This window comes from Methylocaldum sp. GT1TLB, from assembly GCF_051027445.1.
In the GTDB taxonomy this organism is placed as follows: Bacteria; Pseudomonadota; Gammaproteobacteria; order Methylococcales; family Methylococcaceae; genus Methylocaldum.
Genome location: NZ_CP194898.1, coordinates 4,213,366 through 4,234,311 on the forward strand (window position 1 = coordinate 4,213,366; position 20,946 = coordinate 4,234,311).

Genomic DNA, 20,946 nt, shown 5'->3' on the forward strand with positions numbered 1-20,946 from the left:
TTGCGAAGGTGCCCCGCAGGGGCTGATAGAAGAAGTAGAAAAACCTTGTTTATACGTTTTCCGAATTCGAGCTTGCCGAAGATAAGTTGCACGTCCTTGTTTGTGCTTCTCTTGTCGGGGTTCGGCGAAGCCTGGGCGGAACCGCCCGGCGCCGGCACCGCCGCGCCCGATGCGGCGACAGAAGCTCCGGCGGAACAGCCGATTTTCGACGTCATGGAATACCTGGTCGAGGGAAATACCGTGCTGGAATCGAAGACCGTCGAAAAGACGGTCTACCCCTTTCTTGGGCCGGGCAAGAGCATCGACGACGTGGAGAAGGCTCGGGAGGCGCTCGAAGCGGTATACCACAAAGCCGGCTTTCAGACGGTTTTGGTGGATATTCCGGAACAGGACGTCGATCAGGGCATCGTTCGGCTCCAGGTGACGGAGGGACAGGTGGAGCGGCTCAAGATCACCGGATCGCGATATTACTCTCTCGGAAAGATCAGAGAGGGCGTGCCGGCACTCGCAAAAGGGGAGATTCCCAATATGCCGGCGGTGCAGGGCCAGTTGGCAAAACTGGGGGGCGAATCGCCGGACCGGGAGATCACGCCGATCCTCCGCGCGGGATCGACGCCGGGCAAGCTGGAAGTGGAGTTGCAGGTGAAGGACCGATTGCCGCTGCACGGCAGCGTGGAGATGAACGGCCGCAATAGCGAGGGCACGAGCCGTTCCCGGCTGATCGCCTCGCTGCGTTACGACAATCTCTGGCAGCGCTTCCATAGCGCGTCCCTGCAATACCAAGTAAGTCCCGAAAACTACGACGAAGTGGAAGTGTGGGCCGGAACCTACGTGTTGCCCACCGGAATCGCCGATACCCGGCTGGCACTGTATGGCGTCGGCATCAGTTCCAACACTCAGATCGCCACCGCGGGAGCTTTGTCGGTAGTGGGTACCGGCAACATTTTCGGCTTGCGCGTGGTGAAACCGCTAGAGCCGCTCGACGGCTATTTTCACAGCCTCACTTTCGGATTCGACTACAAGGAATTCAATCAGGGCCTGAGCCTGGTGGGGCAGGATCAGCAGAACACGCCCATCACCTACGCTCCCTTTACCTTGAGCTACGACGGCACGTGGCGGGACGAGTCCGCCGTGACCGCCATGAGCCTTGCCTCCCATTTTTCCGTCCGCGGACTCGGAAACGAGCAGAAGGAATTCGAGGACAAGCGCTTCGGCGCCCGAGCGAATTATCTGTACTTCACGGCCGATTTGAGACACGAGCGGGAGCTTCCGCTCGGCTTGCGGTTCCTCGCCAAGGGGGCCGGGCAGGTAACCGACTCGCCCCTCATCAGCAACGAGCAGTTCGCGGTGGGCGGACCGCAGAGCGTCCGGGGTTACTACCAAACCCAGCAGTTGGGCGACCATGGCGTGAACCTGTCGGTCGAACTGCAAAGCCCGGCGCTGATCGCGGAAGGATGGGGTTTCGTGCATCAGCTGCGGGCGCTGGCGTTTTTCGACTGGGCCTATCTGTGGATCGTCGATCCGCTTCCGGCCAATCCGAGCTTTTATCGGCTTGCGTCCGCCGGCGCGGGTTTGAGGCTTCGGATGTTTCAGCATGTGACGGGCGAGCTGGATTGGGGGTATCCGCTGTATTCGCAGGGCACGGTGGACGTGGGCGAACAGCGGGTGGATTTTCGCGTGGCCTACGAGTTCTGATTCCTAGGCAGTACCACGGGCGCAAGTATCGAGGTAAAGAGGATGTCTGTTAAGAACCGGAATAAACCCGAGAATAAGACGATTGCCCTGAAGCCGCTCGCTGCCGCGGTGCGGGCATGCATGGCGAGCGGTATCTTGCTTAGCGCAAGCCCGCCGCCGGTCCATGCCGAGCTGCCGGTCGCCGCCGACGTATGGGCGGCCCTGGGAAACGCCACCCGCAGCGTGAATGGCGGCACGATGGTGATCAACCAGTTGACGGACAAAGCCATTCTCGACTGGAAGAGTTTCAACATCGGCGCGGAGAATGCCGTTCACTTCAATCAGCCGGCCGCTACCTCGGTGGCCCTGAACCGCATCCATCAAAACGACCCCAGCCGCATTTTCGGTGCCCTGACGGCCAACGGGCAGATTTATCTCGTTAACAAGAACGGCTTCGTATTCGGCAAGAACGCCCAAGTCAACGTCAATTCGCTGGTTGCCACCACGCTCAACATCAGCGAGGACGTATTCAAGCGCGGCATTACCAAGGCGTTCGACCAGGACGGAACCGCCGCGCTGCAAGCGGGCGGCGAGACTTATCTCAAGGACGCGCAAGGCCGTTTCGTCTTCGACCAGAACGGTGAAAAAGTCAAAATCCAAATCTTCGTCCAGCCGGGCGCTCAATTGAAAACCAATGCTCCCGGCGGGCGGATCATCATTGCCGCGCCGTCGGTGGTGAACCAGGGGGCGATCGAGACCCCGGACGGCCAGACGATCCTGGCGGCGGCTAAGGACAAGGTGTATCTGCAGGAAGCCGATCCCGATTCCGGCATCCGAGGGCTTCTGGTGGAGGTTGAGACCGGGGGTGACGTCAAGAACGTCGGCAAGATCATCACGGAAAGAGGCAATGCCACCCTGATCGGTTTTGCCGTCAATCAAGAAGGCCGGGTATCGGCTACCACCTCGGTCAGTCTGAACGGGTCGGTACGCTTGCTGGCGCGGGAGGGCCACCAAACCGTTGAAAGCGGAGGCAGAAAGCTGTTGCGCCCGATGAGCACGGCCCGCGTCCAGGATCTCGGGGACGGACTTGGGACACGAGCTACGGTAGAGCTGGGACCGAACAGTGTTACGGAGGTGATTCCGGACTCGGATAAGTCGAAAACCGCCGTGGACGCCCAGCCCCAGGCACGCTCGAAAATCGAGATCAGCGGCAGCAAGATCGTGCTTCGCAAGGATTCGACGGTTTACGCCCCGGCGGGAGAGATCGAGCTAACCGCTACGAAAAGTCCGGCCACGCCGCTGGTAGCCGGGGTCGAGAACGACAGCCGGATATACATGGAGTCGGGAAGCCGCATCGATGCTTCCGGCCTGAGAGACGTTTCCCTTCCGATGGAGCGAAACGTGGCGGAGGTGGAGTTGCGCTCTTTCGAGCTGCGGGACTCGCCGTTGCAGAAAAACGGGATACTGAAAGGCAAGACCGTGCGTGTGGATATCCGCGATCCGATCAAGATCGCCGATATTTCGGGAGCCTTGGCCCGCATCGAACGGAATATCGACGAGCGCAGCACCGCCGGCGGAACGATCCGAATCCGCTCGGAGGGCGACGTGATCGTCAAACCCGGCGCGGTGCTGGACTATTCGGGCGGCTCGGTCTCGTATCGCGACGGCTACATCAGCACTACCAAACTGATTTCGCAGGGCCGGCTATACGATATCGGCGAAGCGGATCCGAACCGCATTTACGACGGCGTGTTCGGAGAAGTGATCAAGGTTTACGAAAAGTGGGGCATTACCCGCCGCTGGTCGATTCCGGGGCCGCTCGGTCTCGGCCGCTTCGAGGCGGGCTACGTGGAGGGAAAGCCCGGCGGAGCTCTGGAACTGAGCGGCTACCGCGTGGCGCTGGACGGAGTACTGCGCGGAGAGACGGTCGACGGCCGATTGCAGCGCACCGTCGGGAAGCGGGTGCCGGGAAGTTCCTTGACGATCGACGTAGGCATCGGCCAGGGGCGGCAGGCGGTCGTCTTTGCCGGTGACCACATCGTTCGCGATATCGGCGAGAAAGATGAGTTTCCGAAGAGCGGGTCGGGCAGCGAAAACATCCCCGCGCCCCTGGTGCTGGACACCGGCGCCCTGGCGAATTCGGAGTCCCGGCATGTGGCCGTGAAAAGCAGTCGGGGAATCACGATACAGGACGACGCCCGTCTGGCGCTTCCGGCCGGCGGCAGCCTCAAGCTTACAGGGGACCGAATCGACGTAGCCGGCGAGATTGGCATCCCCTCCGGATCGATCAGTCTCGAATCTCTCGGGAGCGCGGGGACACCGACGTCCGGCGAGGTCACGCTGGCCTCCGGCGCGGCGATCGATGCACGGGGAGCATGGGTGAACGATACGCCCGATCTTCCGGGAAGCAACCGCTTTTCTCCGATTGCCATAGACGGCGGAACGGTGGCGATCAAGACCAGGGAAGGGGATCTGGTATTGGAGGCCGGCAGCCGAATCGACGTGAGCGGCGGGGCTTGGCTGGATGCGGACGGCCGCCTTACCGCCGGCCGGGGAGGCGATATCAGTCTGGCCGCGACCGGTTTGAACGGCGCGAGTCTGGTCTTGGACGGGGATTTGCGTGGATTCGGCATCGACCGGAGCGGCACCCTGAGCCTGACCACCAACGAGATCGCCATCGGCGACGGGCCGGTGGTTCCGCATGCCGGTTCCGTGTTGAAGCCGCTGGTGCTGCCGTCCGATTTTTTCCAGCGAGGCGGGTTTACGGATTACCGGCTGACGTCGAACGTGTTCGGCATAACCGTCACCCCGGGGCTGGTCCATCCCTTGGTGCGCACACTGGAGTTGGGGAAGGGATTCGAGTCGCTGCCCGACGGCGGGGATTTGGCCGTGTACAGCCGCATCGTGGAGTTGCCGGAATTTCTCCGCCCCGCCGCTATCCTGAGCCTGGCGGTCGATCAGGCGAATACTTACGACAGCAAGGAATGGCTGACCGTTCAACGCGGCGCCGAAATTCGCACCGATGCGGGCGGAAAAGTGGCCTTGGCTTCGGATACGGGGATTGCCCTCGGCGGCACGATAGACGCCCCTTCGGGTGAAATCTCGCTCCGAATCACTAAACCGAACGTAGATCGGGGCTTCAACGACTCCCAGGCGATCTGGCTGGAGACCGGGAGCCGGTTGCTGGCGCGCGGCGCTTTCAAGCCGGAGCTGGATCCTCTCGGGCTTCGCAAGGGCGAACTGCTGCCCGGCGGCAAAATCAGTCTCGTCGCCGGCCGCGGCTATATTCTCGCGCAGGAGGATTCGCTGATCGATGCCTCGGGCTCTTCCCGCACGCTGGATATTCTCGAAAGAACGAGCGGCGGCCTGGGCCTTGAAATCACTCCCCGGCTGGTCGCTTCGCGCGGCGGCACGGTGAACCTGACCGCAGCCGAGGGCATTCTCTGGGACGGCTCTTTCCGCGCGGCATCAGGCGGCGCAAACGCCGGCGGCGGCAGTCTCAATATCGAGCTGGATAAACGTCTACGCCTCAAAGCGCGGGACATCGGGGGGGTGCCGTTCCCGGACGATGGTCCGAATTCCGACCAAGAGCTTCCCATCCCTCGTGTCATCGAGGTCTCCGCATCGGATCGGACCCTGATTCCCGACGGTCTCGCTCCGGGCGCCAAAATCCCGGATCGGTTCTACGCACAGGCCTTGGTCGAGAGCGCTCAGATACAAGACGGGGGATTCGCTTCCGTCAGGCTGAGATCCAACGGTGACGGCAATGTCGGAGAAATACGGTTTTCCGGGGACGTTTCCCTGGCAGCCGAGCGGCAAATCGTGCTCGATGCGCCCAAGATTTCCTGGCAGCGGGAGGATTCGACGGATGCCGGACGGGTCGTACTTGAAGCCGCCTATGCGGCGCTGGGGTCCACCGATAGCCGCGTGGTTCCGGCGGCGACTTCCGGCGCCGGCGCTCTCGCCATCAATGCGCAAGCCATCGACTTGATCGGAGGTGCGAGTCTCCAGGGCTTTTCCGGTGCGAACCTGAACAGCTCGGGTGATATACGCGCTAGAGGCATCATTACGAATGCCAACGCCCAGCGTGACTACAAGGGCGAGTTCCGGATCGCCGGCGATCTGGAGCTGCGCGCCGCGCAGATCTATCCGGCGACCCTCACCGATTATGCGATCCGGGTCGAGGATGCGCCGGGCGCCACCATACGAATCGAGTCGTCGGGGCGCGCTTCTTCCCCCGTGTTCTCGGCGGGAGGCAGCCTGACTATCAACGCGCCCAACATCATCAGCTCGGGAGTGTTGAAAGCGCCCTTCGGCACGTTGACGCTCGACGCCGACGATTTGCTCGAACTGACCAGCGGAAGCCTCGCCTCGGTTTCCGGCGAAGGATTGATCGTTCCTTTCGGCCGGACGCAAGGCGGTCTCGATTGGATTTTTCCCCTAGCCGAGAATAACAACCGCGTGTTCGGCTTGGAACGTGACCTGCAACAGGGTACCGAGCTGCTGCCGGAAAAGCGGATCAATCTGAGAGGCCGCCAGGTCGCTCTCCAGGAAGGCGCCACCGTGGACATTTCCGGCAGCGGCGATCTCTATGCCTTCGAATTCGTCAAGGGACAAGGGGGTTCCGTCGACTGGCTGAATCCGGGCGACCCGGGGTTCCTGGACGGCAGTTTCGCCTATAGGCCGTCGTTTGCGGTGATTCCCGGTCTTAACGGACTCATGACTCCTTATGATCCCATCGAATTTCCGGGCTCCGGCCTGACGGTCGGGGACAGCGTTTACCTCGCCGGGGGATCGGGCCTGCCGGAAGGCCACTACACACTGCTGCCCGCCCATTACGCCTTGCTGCCCGGCGCCTACCTGATCTCGCCGGAGCCGGGAACGCAGGACGTCACGCCGGGTTCGGTCGCGCGCAGGCTCGACGGCGTACCCATCGTCGCCGGGCAATGGGAGGCGGCGGGAACGGCCATCCGCGACTCCCGCTGGAGCGGATTCGCCGTGGAGACCGGCGACATCGCCAGAACACGCTCCGAATATCAGGAGTATCTGGCTAACGAGTTCTTCGAGGAGAAAGCCGCAGCCGAAGAAAAGCCGGTACCGGACTTGTCCGCTTCCGCGGGTACCGTCGCCGTGTTCGCGGAGGCCAGCCTGTCTTTACGCGGGACGGTTCTGGCGTCTTCGTCCTCGGGAGGGCTCGGCGGGCGTCTGGATATCGGCGCCGACCGGCTGGCGGTGGTGGGGCGCCGCGAGGACCTCGCGGCGATCGGAGAAGGCTATGTCGGTTTGGTCGCCGAGGAACTCAATGACCTGAACGTCGGAAGTATCATGTTGGGCGGTTCCCGGAGCCGGGAAAACACGGGAAGAAGGCTCTCTGTCAATTCGCGCTCGGTGATCGTTGGCAGCGGGGCGCGGCTGAGCGGACAGGAACTCCTTCTCGCCGCACGGGAAAATCTGACTATCGCACAAGGTGCGGCGGTGGAGAGCGTCGGCAAAACGGAATCGTCGGGCGAAACCCTGCTGGTGAGCAACGATCCGAAGACCGGAGCTGCGGACAGCAACGGCGCCTTGGTCCGGGTATCGTCGTCGGGTCTTGCGACGGTCACGAGGGACAAGGCCGTCAGCGGAGCCCGCGGGACTTTGACCGTCGAAGCCGGAGCCCTCCTCAAGTCTTCCGGTTCGATTCTCCTAGACTCCACCAAGGACACCGTGTTCCACGGAACCGTCGAAATTCCCGGAGGAGACTTGGAGTTCCGCGCCGGCGCGATCAGCTTGGGCGAGGCTCCTGCCGGTACGGGCGGTTTGGTCCTGTCGTCCGGGCAGGTGGGCGCCCTGGGCGCGAACAACCTGATTCTGACCAGTCGCTCGGACGTCAATATTTACGACGGCGTTTCCGTCGGTCTGAAGCGGCTTACCATCGATGCCGCAGCATTGCGGGGCTTCGCCGAGGTATCCGACGAAGCAAGGATTTCGGCGGAGGCGATCAATCTGGCCAATACTTCCTCCCCGGCGACTGCCGGAGCGGGAAACGGGGAGGGGACGCTGACGCTGGATGCCGCAAACATCACGCTGGGCGGCGGAAACTTCGCGCTGTCCGGATTTCGGCAGGTCGCTCTCAACGCCGCGGAAAACCTCGGCGGGCAGGGAGAGGGAAACTATTCGGCGGACGGCGACCTCGTTCTCGCGGCCGGCCGGATCACCGGGGCGTCGGGATCGACGACGACGATCGATGCGAGCGGTCACACCGTGGCAGTCCGGACGACCGGCAACGTTCCCGATTCCACTTCGGCGCCGCTGGGCGCGGCCTGGTCGATTACCGCCGACGCGATCGTGCAGCAAGGCCGTTTCGATTTGCCGGGCGGCGCATTGGATCTCATCGCCTTGACCGGCGATATCTTGGTGGGAGCCGGCTCGAGTATCGACCTTTCCGGACGAAGCGTGAAATTCGATGATCAGGTCCGGTTCGCTCCGGCCGGTCGGCTGAATCTGGTCGCGAACTCGGGGAATATCGATTTCGCATCGGGAGCATCGGTCAATCTGGCGGGGGCCGTAGGCGGCGGCGATGCCGGCCTCCTGAACATACGGGCACCGCACGGAACCTTCCGCTGGGAAGGGCAGGTCACCGCGGGTGCGGCCGACGGTTACCGGCAGGGCTCGTTGATGCTGGATGAGATGGACTTCGGGCCCGGCGGATTCTCGGCGCTCAATGCTCATCTGCGCGATGCGGGTTTTGCCGATGAAATCGATCTGCGTCAGCGTAGCGGCGACGTCGCGATCGGCGGGGGCGATGTTGTCCTTGCCCGCCGGTTCAGCCTGCGGGCGGACGACGGCGCGGTCGATATCTCGGGCGAGATCGACGCGTCTGGAACGGAAGGCGGGGAGATCGAGATCGCGGCCCGCAACGGGATCGTGCTCGGTGGCGGCGCCCGTCTACGAGCCGCCGCACACGGCGAAGGCGAGCGCGGCGGCCGCGTGACGCTGGATACGGTGCATCCCGACGACGCGGGATCGGGCCTGCTCGACTTGTCCGCGTCCGGCGGCTTGATCGACGTCTCGGGCGGCAGCGGCGGCGCCGGCGGATTCTTGCATCTTCGCAGCGGGCGCGACGCGGGAGGGAACGTCGCCGTGACGGACATCCGCACGAAAATCACGGGTGCGTCGCAGGCGGATCTGGAAGCGACACGGGTGTTCGAGGGTGAGAGCGACATCAACGCGGCCCGAATCGAAGCCTTCCGGAGCGATATCGAGACCTTCATGGCCACTCCGCCCGCGTTGGTAGACGAATCCGGGGCAGCGATCAAGCTAACTCCTGGGGTGGAAGTGCGCGGAGCGAACCTGAAGCTCGTGTCGACCTGGGATTTCGCCTCGGACTATCCATCGTGGCATCCGGACGGCATTCCAGGTTACCTGACTCTCAACGCAACCGAAGGAAACATCGATGTCGAGGCGTCGCTGACCGACGCCTTCGCGCCCGGATCGTTGCCGGACCCCTTCGGTTTCGGGTATCCCGTTTATCAGGATTTTCTGCAATCCGGACATTCCTGGAGCTATCGTCTGACCGCCGCGAATAACATCAATCTGGCGGCCAATCAGGTGGTTCGCACGGGCACCGGCACCATCACGCTGGAAGCGGGAGGCGATATCGTGTTCGAGGAAGGAGCCACCGACTCTGATCGCGCCGCGGCGGTCTATACCGTCGGCCGTCCGACCGATGGGGATTCGGACGATCCGGCGGCCGATCGGCGCTATGGCTCGATGGACGATTTGCTGGTGGCGCTAGGATTCTATGCGGAATATCCGGTCGACGGCGGCGATATCGCGATCAAAGCCGGCGGCAACATTAAGGGCGCCGCTACCGGCCAATTGATGACCGATTGGCTGGTGCGGACCGGCGACTGGAGTCGTCGGAACGACCACACCGAGGAACGGCCGACCATGTGGGGCATCAATCTGAGCGGGGATCCCGACGCACCGGATAGCCGGTTTTTCAATCAGAACGTCGGCGCCCTGGGCGGGGGCAACGTCCGGGTCAGCGCCGGGGGCAGCGTGGAGAATCTGTCGGTCATGGTTCCCACGACCGGCAAGCCGGTGGGGCAACGTGCAAGCCCGGACGACCCTGTCAACTTCCTGACGAACGAGTTCGTGGTTCAGGGGGGCGGCAATATCGATGTTTCGGCCGGCAAGGATCTCCTGGGTGGTGTCTATTTCACCGGTCTTGGCGAGGGGCGCATGCAGGCCGGCGGCAATTTCGGGATCGGGGCGAACGGTCTCGCTCCGGTAGTGGCGCTGGGGTCCTCCCAATTCGAGCTTTCCGCCCGGCAGAATCTCACCTTGGGCGCGGCCTTCAATCCGACGGTTCTGGAACAAATCAAGAAGCCGGATATTTCGGGAATCGAAAGCTATTTCTTCACTTACAGCGATGCCAGTGCGATCGATTTGTCGTCCGTCGGCGGCAAGGTGACGCTGCAGAACGATACCGACCGGCTGGCCCTGGGGAGCTTGACGTCGGAGAGCAAATTCGCCGCGTCGATTTATCCGGGGACGCTCAAGGCCACCGCCTTTTCCGGCGATATTTCGATCGAGCGTTCGTTCAAGATGTATCCCGCTGCGCGGGGACAGCTTGAGCTCCTCGCCGCCAATAACATAAGCACCGGGGCGGGAGGGGGGTTCGTCGACATCAACATGTCCGACGCCGATCCAGCGCTTCTCCCGAATCCGCAAATTCCGGCATCCGTGATGTCCGGCAGTGATACCACGGCGGACGCCCGGTTCGATCCGCGCGGACGCGCCGAGCTCATTCACGCAGCGGTGCCGGTCCATGCGTCCGATACGGTTCCGGTGCGGGTCGTCGCGGAGCACGGGAATATTGCGTTCCGACGCGGCAACGAGCTCCGCTTGTACACGCCAAAAGCTGCGGTCATCAAGGCCGGGGGGGATATACGCGATTTCACCTTCAAGGGGCAGAACCTGAGGGACGACGATATCACCGTCATTCACGCCGGACGGGATATTCGGTTCAGGTCCCCGCGCAATCCCGTCGGCGGATTGGCGAACGTAGACTACCAGATTGAATTGGCGGGTCCCGGCGAGTTGCAACTGCTCGCCGGGAGAAGCATCGATCTCGGGTCGTCGAACGGCGTTTCCACCATCGGCGGATTGTTCAACCCGGCCTTGGGCAGCGGCGGCGCGAACATCATCGTGCAGACCGGATTGGCCGGAAAAATGGACGTCGAAGCGTTTATGGCGCGTTATCTGGATTCCGGGAGCTACAAGCTGGACATCGGCGGACGAGATCCCGAAGCTTCGCTGGCCTACTTCAAGACCCTGCCCATCGAGCGTCAACGGCGCGAGCTGCTGAAAATTCTCTTCAACGAAATTCGCCAATCCGCCTCCGCGGCGGCGGCCGAGAGCGACGAAGCCAAACGCGCAAGGCAGTACAAGAGAGGTTTCGACGCGATTCAAACGCTATTCCCGGATAAGGAATACCAAGGCGATCTGAAACTGTTCTTCAGCAAGATCAAGACGCTAGATGGCGGCGACATCGATATTACCGTTCCGGGCGGGCTGGTGAACGCCGGTCTGGCGGTGGCGTTTACCGGTGCCAAGGACGCAAGCGAACTCGGCATCGTCGTGCAGCGCGAGGGGGACCTGAACGCTTTCGTCAAAGGAGATTTCCAGGTCAATGAGTCGCGCGTGTTTACCATGGACGGCGGCGACATCGTGATCTGGTCGGCCGAAGGCGACATCGACGCCGGGCGGGGGGCGAAAGCCGCTATTTCAGCACCGCCTCCTATTACGACCTTCGACGAGGAAGGAAACCAAAAAACGATATTCCCTCCCATCGTGTCGGGCAGCGGCATCCAGGCGATCGTCAGCACGCCGGACAAACCCGAGGGATCGGTCATTCTGGCAGCGCCGAAAGGCGTGGTGAATGCGGGCGAGGCGGGCATCCGCGGCGGCCAGGTCGTCATCGCGGCCACCGCGGTTATTGGTGCCTCGAATATCCAGGCGTCCCAGGGAACGGTTGGCGTTCCCACGGCCCCTCCCCCTCCGGTTGTACCGGCAGGAGTCGACAATTCTGCAACCGGCGCTGCCAAACAGGCTACGGACCAGGCCAATGTCGGCGGTTCGGGCGATGGCCAGCAGGCTCAATCCGGCCAGGCCAAGTCCGGGCTGAGCGTGATTACTACGGAAGTCATCGGCTTCGGCAACTGCAGCGTGGGCGACGTGAGGGATGGCAAGGCGGGCTGCAGTTGATCTCCGATCCAGGGATATCGACGGGTGATTTTCCGCTCCAGGTGCCTGAATTCGGCATCCCGATCGGGGCGAAATCGTCACGTATCTGAAACATTGATGTAACACAATACATGCTTTCAAAATCAGTAAATACAAGAACTTACATGAAAGTGAGGGTCTACGCTCTGGCCTTGGGGTTGGTGCTCGTTCCGAGCATCGTTCACGCCTGGTGGAACGACGCCTGGTCGTCGCGCAAACAGATTTCGCTGGACGGCGGAGCTACCGGCGCGGATATCCAGGAGACCTTGGCCGAGTTCCCGGTGCTGGTCCGCCTGCATACCGGAAACTTCGCCTACTTCATGGACCTGGCCGAAAACGGCAAGGATATTCGCTTCATGGCGGACGACAAGACGCCTTTGAAGTATCACGTCGAGAAGTTCGACGCGATCAACGAGATGGCCCTGGTCTGGGTCAAGGCGCCGCAGTTCCGCGGCGGGATCAGCACCGATTCGATCTGGATGTATTACGGCAACGCCGAAGCGCCGGATGGCGGCGACGCGAACGGGACCTACGACGTGCATCAGGCGCTGGTGTTGCATTTCGACGAGACGGACCCGATGCCAAAGGACGCCACCGCCTACGGCAACCATGCGGCGGATTCCAAGGCCGCGGCGGAGCCGGCGGGCTGGATCGGCGCAGCGGCCAAATTCACCGGAGCGGGCGGCATTACGATCAATGCCAATCCGGCTCTGCAACTCTCGCCCGATAAAGGCTGGACCTTTTCCGCCTGGCTGAAGATCGATCAGGCCCAGCCGGAGGCTTATGTCCTGCACGCGGCGGAAGGCGAGAACGCGCTGGAGCTATCGGTTCGGGACACCGGCCTGGTCGCGAAATATGCGAACAACGGCCAAGGGGTCGAGACGCCTCCCGCGCCGTTGCAACTCGGCAAGTGGCAGCACATCGCCGTGGTTCTGCGGACGGACAAGCTGGAACTGTACCTGGACGGCAACAAGGCGGGCGAGTCGCCGGCTTCGGCGGGGCCGATGAATCCGCTGGTGACCCTGGGCGCCGGCGCCGCAGGCGATAGCCTCATCGGCTTTCTGGACGAAGTTCAGATTGCCAACACGGCGCGTACCGCCGACTGGATCAAGCTCTTGGCGCGCAGCCAAAGCGCCGATTTCAACGTTCTCGGTTTTGGCCAGGACGAATCCAAGCAAGGGGCGGGCGGTCCCAATTATTTCGTCATCATCCTGCAAAGTCTGACCGTCGACGGCTGGGTGGTGATCGCCCTGTGCGGCGTCATGTTCGTGATCAGCGCCCTGGTGATGGTCACCAAGGGGCTGGCTATCTCCAGGGCCAATAAGGACAACCGCGCCTTCCTCGACCAATACCGGAACATGGACGCTTCCGCCGATCCCGGAGCGCTGGATCAGGAAGAAACCGAGGAGGAGAAGGAACTCGGCGAATCGGATTTTCTTGCCGCGGTGGTGGGCAAGCACGATCACTTCCAGAGTTCTCCCGTCTACCACGTCTACCACGCGGGGGTTCAGGAGCTCAAAAAGCGCTTCGGCACTTTGGCCAACCAACCCTTGACCGACGAGGCGCTCAACGTTCTGCGGGCGCGGCTCGACGCGGCGGTGGTGCGCGAGGGGCAAAAGCTCAACCGCAATATGGTATTGCTCACTATCGCCATCTCCGGCGGCCCGTTCTTGGGCCTGTTGGGTACCGTGCTCGGGGTGATGATCACCTTCGCCGTGATCGCCGCCACAGGCGACGTCAACATCAACTCCATCGCGCCCGGTATCTCCGGCGCGCTGCTCGCCACCGTCGCGGGTCTCGCCGTCGCTATCCCGGCCCTGTTCGGCTACAACTACCTGCTCACCCAAATCAAGGATCTCACCGCGGAAATGCGGGTGTTCACCGACGAGTTTCTGGCCATGGTGTCGGAGCGCCTGGCCGAGCGTCACCGCGGGGGATAAGCCATGAAAGTCGAATCCGAAGAGAAGGTCTACGACGACATCAACATCACGCCCATGCTGGACGTGGCCTATGTGCTGCTGCTGATCTTCATCATCATGACCACCGCCACGGTGCAAGGCATCACCGTCAATCTGCCCAAGGCCAGCGCCACGCCCGCTCTGTCCAAGCCGAAGACCAAGGCGATTTCGATTACCCAGGACGGCACCATTTATCTGGACACCTATCCGGTCAGCCTTCAGGAGCTCGAAACCCGTCTGTCGCAGTACAAGGCGGCCACGCCGGACCTTCCGGTGGTGCTCAAGGCCGATGCCGCCATCCAGTATGAAAAGGTCATCGACGTGCTGGACGTGGTCACGCGCCTGCAGATCAGCCAGCTCGGTCTGGTGACGCAGAAGCTGGTGAAGTAAGGCTCCTCTTCGTCGCCCGCCATGAGCAAGAAAACCTGGCTTCGCTATCTGCCGCTCGGGATCGGCGGGGTTCTGATCGTCCTGATCGCGGTGGCGGTTTTTTTTCTGAAGGACCTTTTCGAAAAGCCGGTGCAGACCAAGAAACAGGTCCAGCAGATCACCGTGATCCAACCGCCCCCGCCACCTCCGCCGCCACCGCCCGAGGAAAAGCCGCCGGAGCCGGAGATCAAGGAGGAGAAGATCGAAGAACCGGAACCGGAGCCCGAGCCGGAACCCGAGCAGCAAGCGGATGAACCGCCTCCCGGCGAGGATCTGGGCGTCGACGCCGAGGGTGCCGCCGGGTCCGACGCTTTCGGGCTGGTCGGCAAGAAAGGCGGACGGGGGCTCATCGGGGGAGGCGGCGGCAACGCCATCATCTGGTACGGCCAGCAGTTGCAGCGCCAGATCGCGGACGAACTGCGGGAGAAGCTGAGCCAGAGCAAGGCGCGGGACAAGAAGATTTCGGTGATTGCGAATATCTGGATCGGCGCCGACGGAAGCGTTTCCCGTGCCGAACTGGCCTCTTCCAGCGGGGACGGCGATGTGGACGAAGCCTTGCGTTCGGCTTTGGGGACACTCCGCTCCAGGCTCAAAGCTCCTCCGGAGAACATGCCGCAGCCGGTGAAGATCCGCATCCGCTCCTAAAACAGACTCAGAAATAACACGACTTGGGGAATTCCATGAAAGCAGACCGCAAGCTGCTCGCCGCGCCTTTGGCCTTGATTTTGGCGTCCACCGCGGCGGCGGGAGAAAAAGAAGAACTGCTGAAGCTCAAGAACACCACGCTCAATTTGATCGACATCCTGGTGCAGCAGGGAATCATCGACAAATCGAAAGCGGAGGACATGATCAAGCAGGCGGAAACCAAGGCTGCGGCGGAAGCCAAGGCGGAAGCCGCGAAGGAAGAGCAGGTCGCTGCAAAACAGGGTAATCCGGACAAGGGCAAGCCGGGACCGGTACGGGTGACCTACGTCCCTGATTTCGTGAAGGACGAGATTCGCGCCGAGGTGAGCAAGGAACTGCGCGACGAAGTGGTAAAGGAAGTCAAGTCCCAGGCCAAGACGGAAAAATGGGGCGTGCCGGCGGCTCTGCCGGATTGGGTGAACCGGTTCAAGTTGTCGGGCGATTTTCGCGTGCGTTTCGAGGATCAGTTATTTGCGGACGACAATCAGGAAGGCAGTTATCTCAACTGGCCGGTAATCAATGAAGATGGCGGCATCACTGCTGCGGGAGAGGATGCCTTCCTGAATACCACGGTCGACCGGCAGCGTTACCGAATTCGCGTGCGCCTTGGACTGGAGGCGCAAATCGCCGATCACTTCAAAGCTGGCATTCGCCTGGCCACCAGCAACGATCGCAGCCCGATTTCCATCAACCAAACCTTGGGACAATACGGGAAACAGTATGAGGTGGCGCTGGATCGGGCCTTTCTTCAATACGACCACGTGGACGGAAAGGGAACGGACTGGTTTACCGTATGGGCCGGGCGTTTCGCCAATCCATGGCTTTCCACGGACAACCTGTTCGACCCGGACCTCAGTTTCGAAGGTTTCGCCGGCACGTTCCGCCTGCCTATCGGACCCAAGGCAGAGCTTGCCCAGGACTTCTTCAGGTCGGGGCCTCAGTACCGTCAAATCAATATGGGATTTTCGACGCCTAACACGGCCTTCCTAACCTTGGGCGCCTTTCCCTTGCAGGAAATCGAATTGGAATCTCAGGACAAGTGGCTGTGGGCGGCACAAAGCGGCCTGGATTGGCTTTTCGGTACCAACACTCGGGTGAAGGCGGGCGTTGCCTATTACGACTACAAGAATATCGTGGCGCAGCCCAATGCGCTCGGTAGCCGCAGGAATGATTGGACGGCGCCGGAATTCTTCACCAAGGGCAATAGTTTGGCTGCGATACGCAGTCCCGGTAATGATCCAGACGGGTGCGCGGTCAATGAAATCGTTTGTCTGGTTGGCCTTGCATCCGACTTTAATATCGTAGATGCAATGTTTGCCCTGGATTACGGTGGCTTCGGCGAAAACCACGTGATGTTCACTGCCAATTACTCGGAGAACATCGGCTTTGATGAAAAGGAAATCCTGAAACGTACCGGAGAAACCATCAAGCCCAAGACTACCGCCTTTCAGGTCCGTCTCGACGTGGGCCGGCCGGAAATCCGTAAATTCGGCGACTGGAGCACTTTCTTCGCATACAAGTATCTCGAGCGAGATTCGGTACTGGATGCGTTCACGGACTCCAATTTCCACTTGGCCGGGACCGATGCGAAAGGATGGATGGCCGGCATGGTATATGGCTTGGCGAAAAACACTTGGGCCAATATCCGCTGGCTCTCGGCCGACGAAATCGACGGTCCTCCGTTCGGGGTCGACGTGCTGCTGGTGGACTTGAACGCGCGGTTCTAATTCCATTCGGCATTCGATAGAACATTCATCGTAGGATGGGTAGAGCGAAGCGAAATCCATCGATGGCGGGTTAGCCCCTCGGCTCCGCGTAACCCACCGACCCTTCGACTTGGCTCAGGACAGGTCCGCGGGTGCTCGGTGGGTTACGGCCTCGCGGCCTAACCCACCCTACAAAACAATTCCTGATTAAAAGCGATTTGGAATAAAACATCGAGATCGAGTCATGAGCCCATTCGACATGCGTTCGCTTTTCTTGATTCGGCGGACGAAAAACGCCGTCCTTTTTCTGTTGCTGTGGTGCGCCGTGGTTGGCCCTTCGGCAGTACACGCCCAGGCGCCCAAGCAAGACAGTGCTGCGGCTCAAGCCTTGCGCAAGGCGCAGGGCATGCTGCGCCAGTTGAGCCAGGAGAAGACGGCTTTGGAAGGGGAAAAGAGCGCCTTGCTGGACCAGGTCGGAAAGCTTGAAGACAAGATCAAGCAACTCGAAGGATTGGAGAGTGTGGTCCAGCAGCAGAAGGCCAGTCTCGATAACTTGAGAGCCGGTAACGAATCGCTGCAGGGGCGCATCCATCAGGATTCCGAACGCATTCGCGGCCTCAACGAGCGTTTGCGCGCTGCGGTCGGCCAGTTGAAGAAATACCAGCAGGACAATGCGCTTCTGGTCGGCGCGGTGGCCGAGCGATCCCGATGGATTGAGGCGTGCACGGAGAAAAACCAAGGCTTGTACCAAGCAAACCGCGAATTGCTGGACAAGTATCAAGGCAAGGGATTTTGGGATGCGCTCACCGAAGGCGAACCCTTTACCCAAATCAGTTCGGTGAAGGCCGAAAACGAAGCTCAGGAGTTCCAATTCAAACTCGAAGACCTCCAGGTCACGCCTTGGCAGGAAGCCGGCGTGGCCGTTTCGGAAACAAGCCCGGCCGCAAGTGAGAATGCGCCGCCGCCCGATGAGGAGGAGGACGAAGAGTGAACGGAAACGGGCGCATACGACTCGGCCGGACGGCACGCCTGGGTTTGGCGGGCCTACCGGGATAGAGGCTCCATATAGTTCGAAAATCCCTTCCCGATCAAATGGGTGCCGACCTTCCGGCCCACCCAGGCGATGTACCAATGCCGTTAGAGCGTTTTCCATCCCGGTGTACGGATTCGTGCCAGGAGGGGAGAACGTAGGTCGGCAATCCTTTGCCGACGGGCTTTGTGTCGGAAATCGTCGCCTTGGTGTTCCCGAAGACACCGTTTGCGATTGGAATGCCGGGGTCCAGACGCTATGGATGGCAGAGGCCTATCACGTCCTTGTGCACTGGATTCATGCCGCACAGTCCCTGTGCGGCACCCTACGGGCGCTTCGCGTGCAAATCGGCCTCGCCACGCTACGCCGTCCCGCTTCGCTCGCGAGTCCTGGGCAGTCCTTCCCTGGCCTGCCCGCTCGCCGCATTGCGCCTCGCCCTGCCGATTTGTCCGGCACAAATTTGCCAGGAGCAAATTTGGACGTGCGGAGCACGGTCCGTAGGACGAACCCAGGGATGGGGTGAGCAATCCCTGCGGGAATGACGGCTTAACTTAACGGCACTGGGCGATGTACGGGATGACCGGACATCACTGAGGCCGGGCATCCTTTCCCGCCGGTGGGGCCGTCAGCTGCCCGGTCCGGGTTCGGCCTTGTTGAGGAGGGTGCCGAGGAGGGGGGTGGTGTTGAGGTGGGCGAGGGCCTCTTCGAGTTCGGCGTGGGTGGTGCGGCCGGCCTCGAGCACCAGCAGGGCGGCGTCGACATGGGGGGCGAAGGCGAGGGCGTCGGCGGTGGTCAAGTGGGGCAGGTCGAACACCACGATGCGGCTCGGATAGCGGTGCTTCAATTCGTCCACCAGGCGCGCCATCTTCGGCGAGGCGAGGAGTTCCGAGGCATCGGGCAAGGGCCGGTGGCCCGGCAGGACGACGAAGCGGCCGATGCCCTTGGGGTTGATCAGCAGGCGCTCGATCGGCACATCGTCGAGGAGATAATCGCTGAGCCCGTACTGGGGGGTGAAGCCGAACGCGGTGTGGACGCTCGGATGGCGGAGATTGGCATCGACCAGGAGGACGGTCTGGCTGACGTCGAGGGCGAGGCTCAGGGCCAGGTTGATCGCGGCGACGGTCTTGCCCGCCTGGGGGGTGGGGCTGGTGACGGCGAGCGCGTTCCAGCCGCGCTCGCGGAGGATCTGCAAGACCTTGGTGCGGAGCACCTTATAGGCATCCACATAGGGGCCGGGCGGGTAGCCGGCGATGAGACGCTGGCGGCGCAGCACCTCGCGGCGGACCTCGATCGAGCGGGTGGTCGTGTACTCGATCCGCTCGGCGGGCGCCGGGGCCGCGGGCGATCCGCCGCGCGGACCGGGGGTGGGGGTTGCGAACGAAGGGGCAATCGATTCCATCACGGGCACTCCGGGTAAAAAGAGAGACAGGGTTAGCCGAGGGCGGTGTCGAGCTTCCGAAGACCCCGGAACCAGAGCACATCCAGCGGGGTCCAGAACCAATGGATCAGGCACACGGTCAGGAGCAGGGCGCCGAACCCGAGGCCGGCCAGGATCAGGCGCTGGCGGCTCTGATCGATTGCGAGCTCATCGGTCGTGAGATACGGGACCACCGCGAGCGGGGCGGTGCCGACCAGGGCGGCGACGGCCCGGGCGGTGCGGACGGTCTGATCGAAGGTGGTGCGCAGCGCGATCGTGCCGACCGCGGCGGCGAGGCCCAACAGCAGGCCGAGGATGACGATCGCCGGGCGGTTCGGCTTGATCGGCTTTTCCGGCAACAGGGGCGGCTCGATGATGGAAAAGCGCTCGCCCTTGCTTTTGCGCTCCAGCTGCTCCCCGATCTGGGCCTCCATCTGCTTCGCCCTCAATTCCCGATAGCGGTTGGCGGCGTTCTCGTAATCCCGCATCAGGGCCAGATACTGGCGCTCGGTGTCCGGCGTGCGCTGCAGCCGGTCCTGGTAATCGGCCAGCTTCGCCGCGAGCTCGAGCCGGCGCTGTTTGAGCGCCTCGATCTCCTGGCGGGTGCTGGCTTTCTGGGCGGACAGATTCACATAGGCCGGATTGTCCGGCTGGCGGGCGGCGATCGCCCGCGCCGTCGTCTCGGCCGAAGGCTCGGCCAGGGCCTTTTCGTAAGCGGCGATCTTGGCCGTGACGGCGACGACATCGGGGTGATCGGGCGCATGGGTGTCCTCGAGCACCGCCAACTCCCCCTTCAGATGCGCGAGCGTCTTGACCGTGTCGAGCGCGTGATCGACCGGCCCGAGTTCGCGCTCCAAGGCCTCGATCTCGCGCCGCGCCTTCACGACATCCGGGTGCTTATCGGCATACCGGCTGGTCAGGGCGACCAACTCGGTCTCAAGGTGCTTCAACCGGTCCTGCTTGCTCAGAATGCGCTCCCCGGTGCCCGATACGATCGGCGTCTCCGGGGCGATTTGCGAGAGCTCCGCGTCCAGATAAAGGGCGCGCTCCTGGAGCGTCCTAAGCTGCAGATCGAGCGACTGAAGCTCCTGCTCGGTCTGCTGCAGGAACTGCAAATTCAGCGCCTTCTGCTCCGGCAGGGCGTACAGATGGGCTTCCTTGAACTGCGCCAGCGTCTGTTCCAGCTCGGTGACGTAGGCCCCGATCTGCTCGACCTCCTCGGTGAGGAAACCGGAGGCTTCCTGGGTCTTCTGGGTGCGCGTCTTCAGATTCTCCTCGAGATAGAGCGAGGTGATCTCGTTGGCCACCCGCTGCACGGTATCGGGATGGCGGCCGTCGTAGGACAGGCTGAAGGCGATGGTGGCCTTGGTCGGATGGCCGGAGCGGGGATCGATGACCTCCGCGCTGATCGGCTGGAAGGCGATATCCTCGCGCATCTTTTCGACGATCTCGTCGGTGGTCTTCTTCTGGCGCTCATTCGCATAGAGATCGAATTTCTCGACGATCGCGAGGAGATGCGCGCGGGTCATCACCCGCTGGCTGATCATCTGCAGCCGCTCGGCGGCATAACTCGTGATGGTGGAGCGGACCAGGTCGGACGGGATCTCCTGCTCCTCGATCAGAATCGTCGCGGTCGAGCGGTAGGTCGGGGGCAACAGCAGCGCGGTCAGGACGCCGAGCGTGAACAATCCGCCCAGAATCGCGCCGAAGGCGGCGCGATGGCGGCGAAAGGTGGCGAGATAATCGCTGAGTGCTTTTTCTTCCATTGATCGGTCT

General features: G+C 62.2%; 9 protein-coding genes. 7 read left to right on the plus strand and 2 right to left on the minus strand.

Going from position 1 to position 20,946, the window contains the following annotated elements; all coding sequences use genetic code 11:
• The first annotated feature begins 102 nt into the window (after positions 1 to 102).
• From ACR2R1_RS18625 to ACR2R1_RS18655, 7 genes are all read left to right on the plus strand, one after another.
• Positions 103 to 1,695, plus strand: coding sequence for a ShlB/FhaC/HecB family hemolysin secretion/activation protein (locus ACR2R1_RS18625; protein ID WP_434114267.1), 1,593 nt, complete (start codon positions 103 to 105; stop codon positions 1,693 to 1,695).
• Positions 1,696 to 1,737: 42 nt separating this feature from the next.
• Positions 1,738 to 11,928, plus strand: coding sequence for a filamentous haemagglutinin family protein (locus ACR2R1_RS18630; RefSeq protein ID WP_434111404.1), 10,191 nt, complete (start codon positions 1,738 to 1,740; stop codon positions 11,926 to 11,928).
• A gap of 143 nt (positions 11,929 to 12,071) precedes the next feature.
• Positions 12,072 to 13,886, plus strand: coding sequence for a DUF2341 domain-containing protein (locus ACR2R1_RS18635; RefSeq protein ID WP_156881685.1), 1,815 nt, complete (start codon positions 12,072 to 12,074; stop codon positions 13,884 to 13,886).
• A 3-nt stretch (positions 13,887 to 13,889) separates the two neighbouring features.
• Positions 13,890 to 14,294 (plus strand): ExbD/TolR family protein, encoded by a 405-nt coding sequence (locus ACR2R1_RS18640; protein WP_077730071.1) that lies wholly within the window; start codon positions 13,890 to 13,892, stop codon positions 14,292 to 14,294.
• Between the two features lie 21 nt (positions 14,295 to 14,315).
• Complete coding sequence (locus ACR2R1_RS18645) at positions 14,316 to 14,978, plus strand: TonB family protein (RefSeq protein WP_156881686.1); 663 nt, start codon at positions 14,316 to 14,318, stop codon at positions 14,976 to 14,978.
• Positions 14,979 to 15,013: 35 nt separating this feature from the next.
• Positions 15,014 to 16,744 (plus strand): putative porin, encoded by a 1,731-nt coding sequence (locus ACR2R1_RS18650; RefSeq protein WP_077730073.1) that lies wholly within the window; start codon positions 15,014 to 15,016, stop codon positions 16,742 to 16,744.
• A gap of 223 nt (positions 16,745 to 16,967) precedes the next feature.
• A complete protein-coding gene (locus ACR2R1_RS18655; protein WP_077730074.1) occupies positions 16,968 to 17,714 on the plus strand; it encodes a hypothetical protein in 747 nt (248 codons plus the stop codon).
• 664 nt (positions 17,715 to 18,378) lie between these two features.
• Here ACR2R1_RS18655 and ACR2R1_RS18660 read toward each other — a convergent pair.
• Positions 18,379 to 19,152, minus strand: a complete 774-nt coding sequence (locus tag ACR2R1_RS18660; protein WP_240502682.1) for a CpsD/CapB family tyrosine-protein kinase — start codon at positions 19,150 to 19,152, stop codon at positions 18,379 to 18,381.
• 32 nt (positions 19,153 to 19,184) lie between these two features.
• On the minus strand, positions 19,185 to 20,936 hold the full coding sequence (locus ACR2R1_RS18665) for a GumC family protein (RefSeq protein ID WP_434111408.1): 1,752 nt from the start codon (positions 20,934 to 20,936) through the stop codon (positions 19,185 to 19,187).
• Between the last annotated feature and the right edge of the window lie 10 nt (positions 20,937 to 20,946).

Bases quoted from the DNA above. Each gene is read 5' to 3' on its own strand.
- ACR2R1_RS18630 (WP_434111404.1), top strand. From the start codon at position 1,738: ATGTCTGTTAAGAACCGGAATAAACCCGAGAATAAGACGATTGCCCTG.
- ACR2R1_RS18635 (WP_156881685.1), top strand. From the start codon at position 12,072: ATGAAAGTGAGGGTCTACGCTCTGGCCTTGGGGTTGGTGCTCGTTCCG.
- ACR2R1_RS18640 (WP_077730071.1), top strand. From the start codon at position 13,890: ATGAAAGTCGAATCCGAAGAGAAGGTCTACGACGACATCAACATCACG.
- ACR2R1_RS18645 (WP_156881686.1), top strand. From the start codon at position 14,316: ATGAGCAAGAAAACCTGGCTTCGCTATCTGCCGCTCGGGATCGGCGGG.
- ACR2R1_RS18650 (WP_077730073.1), top strand. From the start codon at position 15,014: ATGAAAGCAGACCGCAAGCTGCTCGCCGCGCCTTTGGCCTTGATTTTG.
- ACR2R1_RS18655 (WP_077730074.1), top strand. From the start codon at position 16,968: ATGAGCCCATTCGACATGCGTTCGCTTTTCTTGATTCGGCGGACGAAA.
- ACR2R1_RS18660 (WP_240502682.1), bottom strand. From the start codon at position 19,152: ATGGAATCGATTGCCCCTTCGTTCGCAACCCCCACCCCCGGTCCGCGC.
- ACR2R1_RS18665 (WP_434111408.1), bottom strand. From the start codon at position 20,936: ATGGAAGAAAAAGCACTCAGCGATTATCTCGCCACCTTTCGCCGCCAT.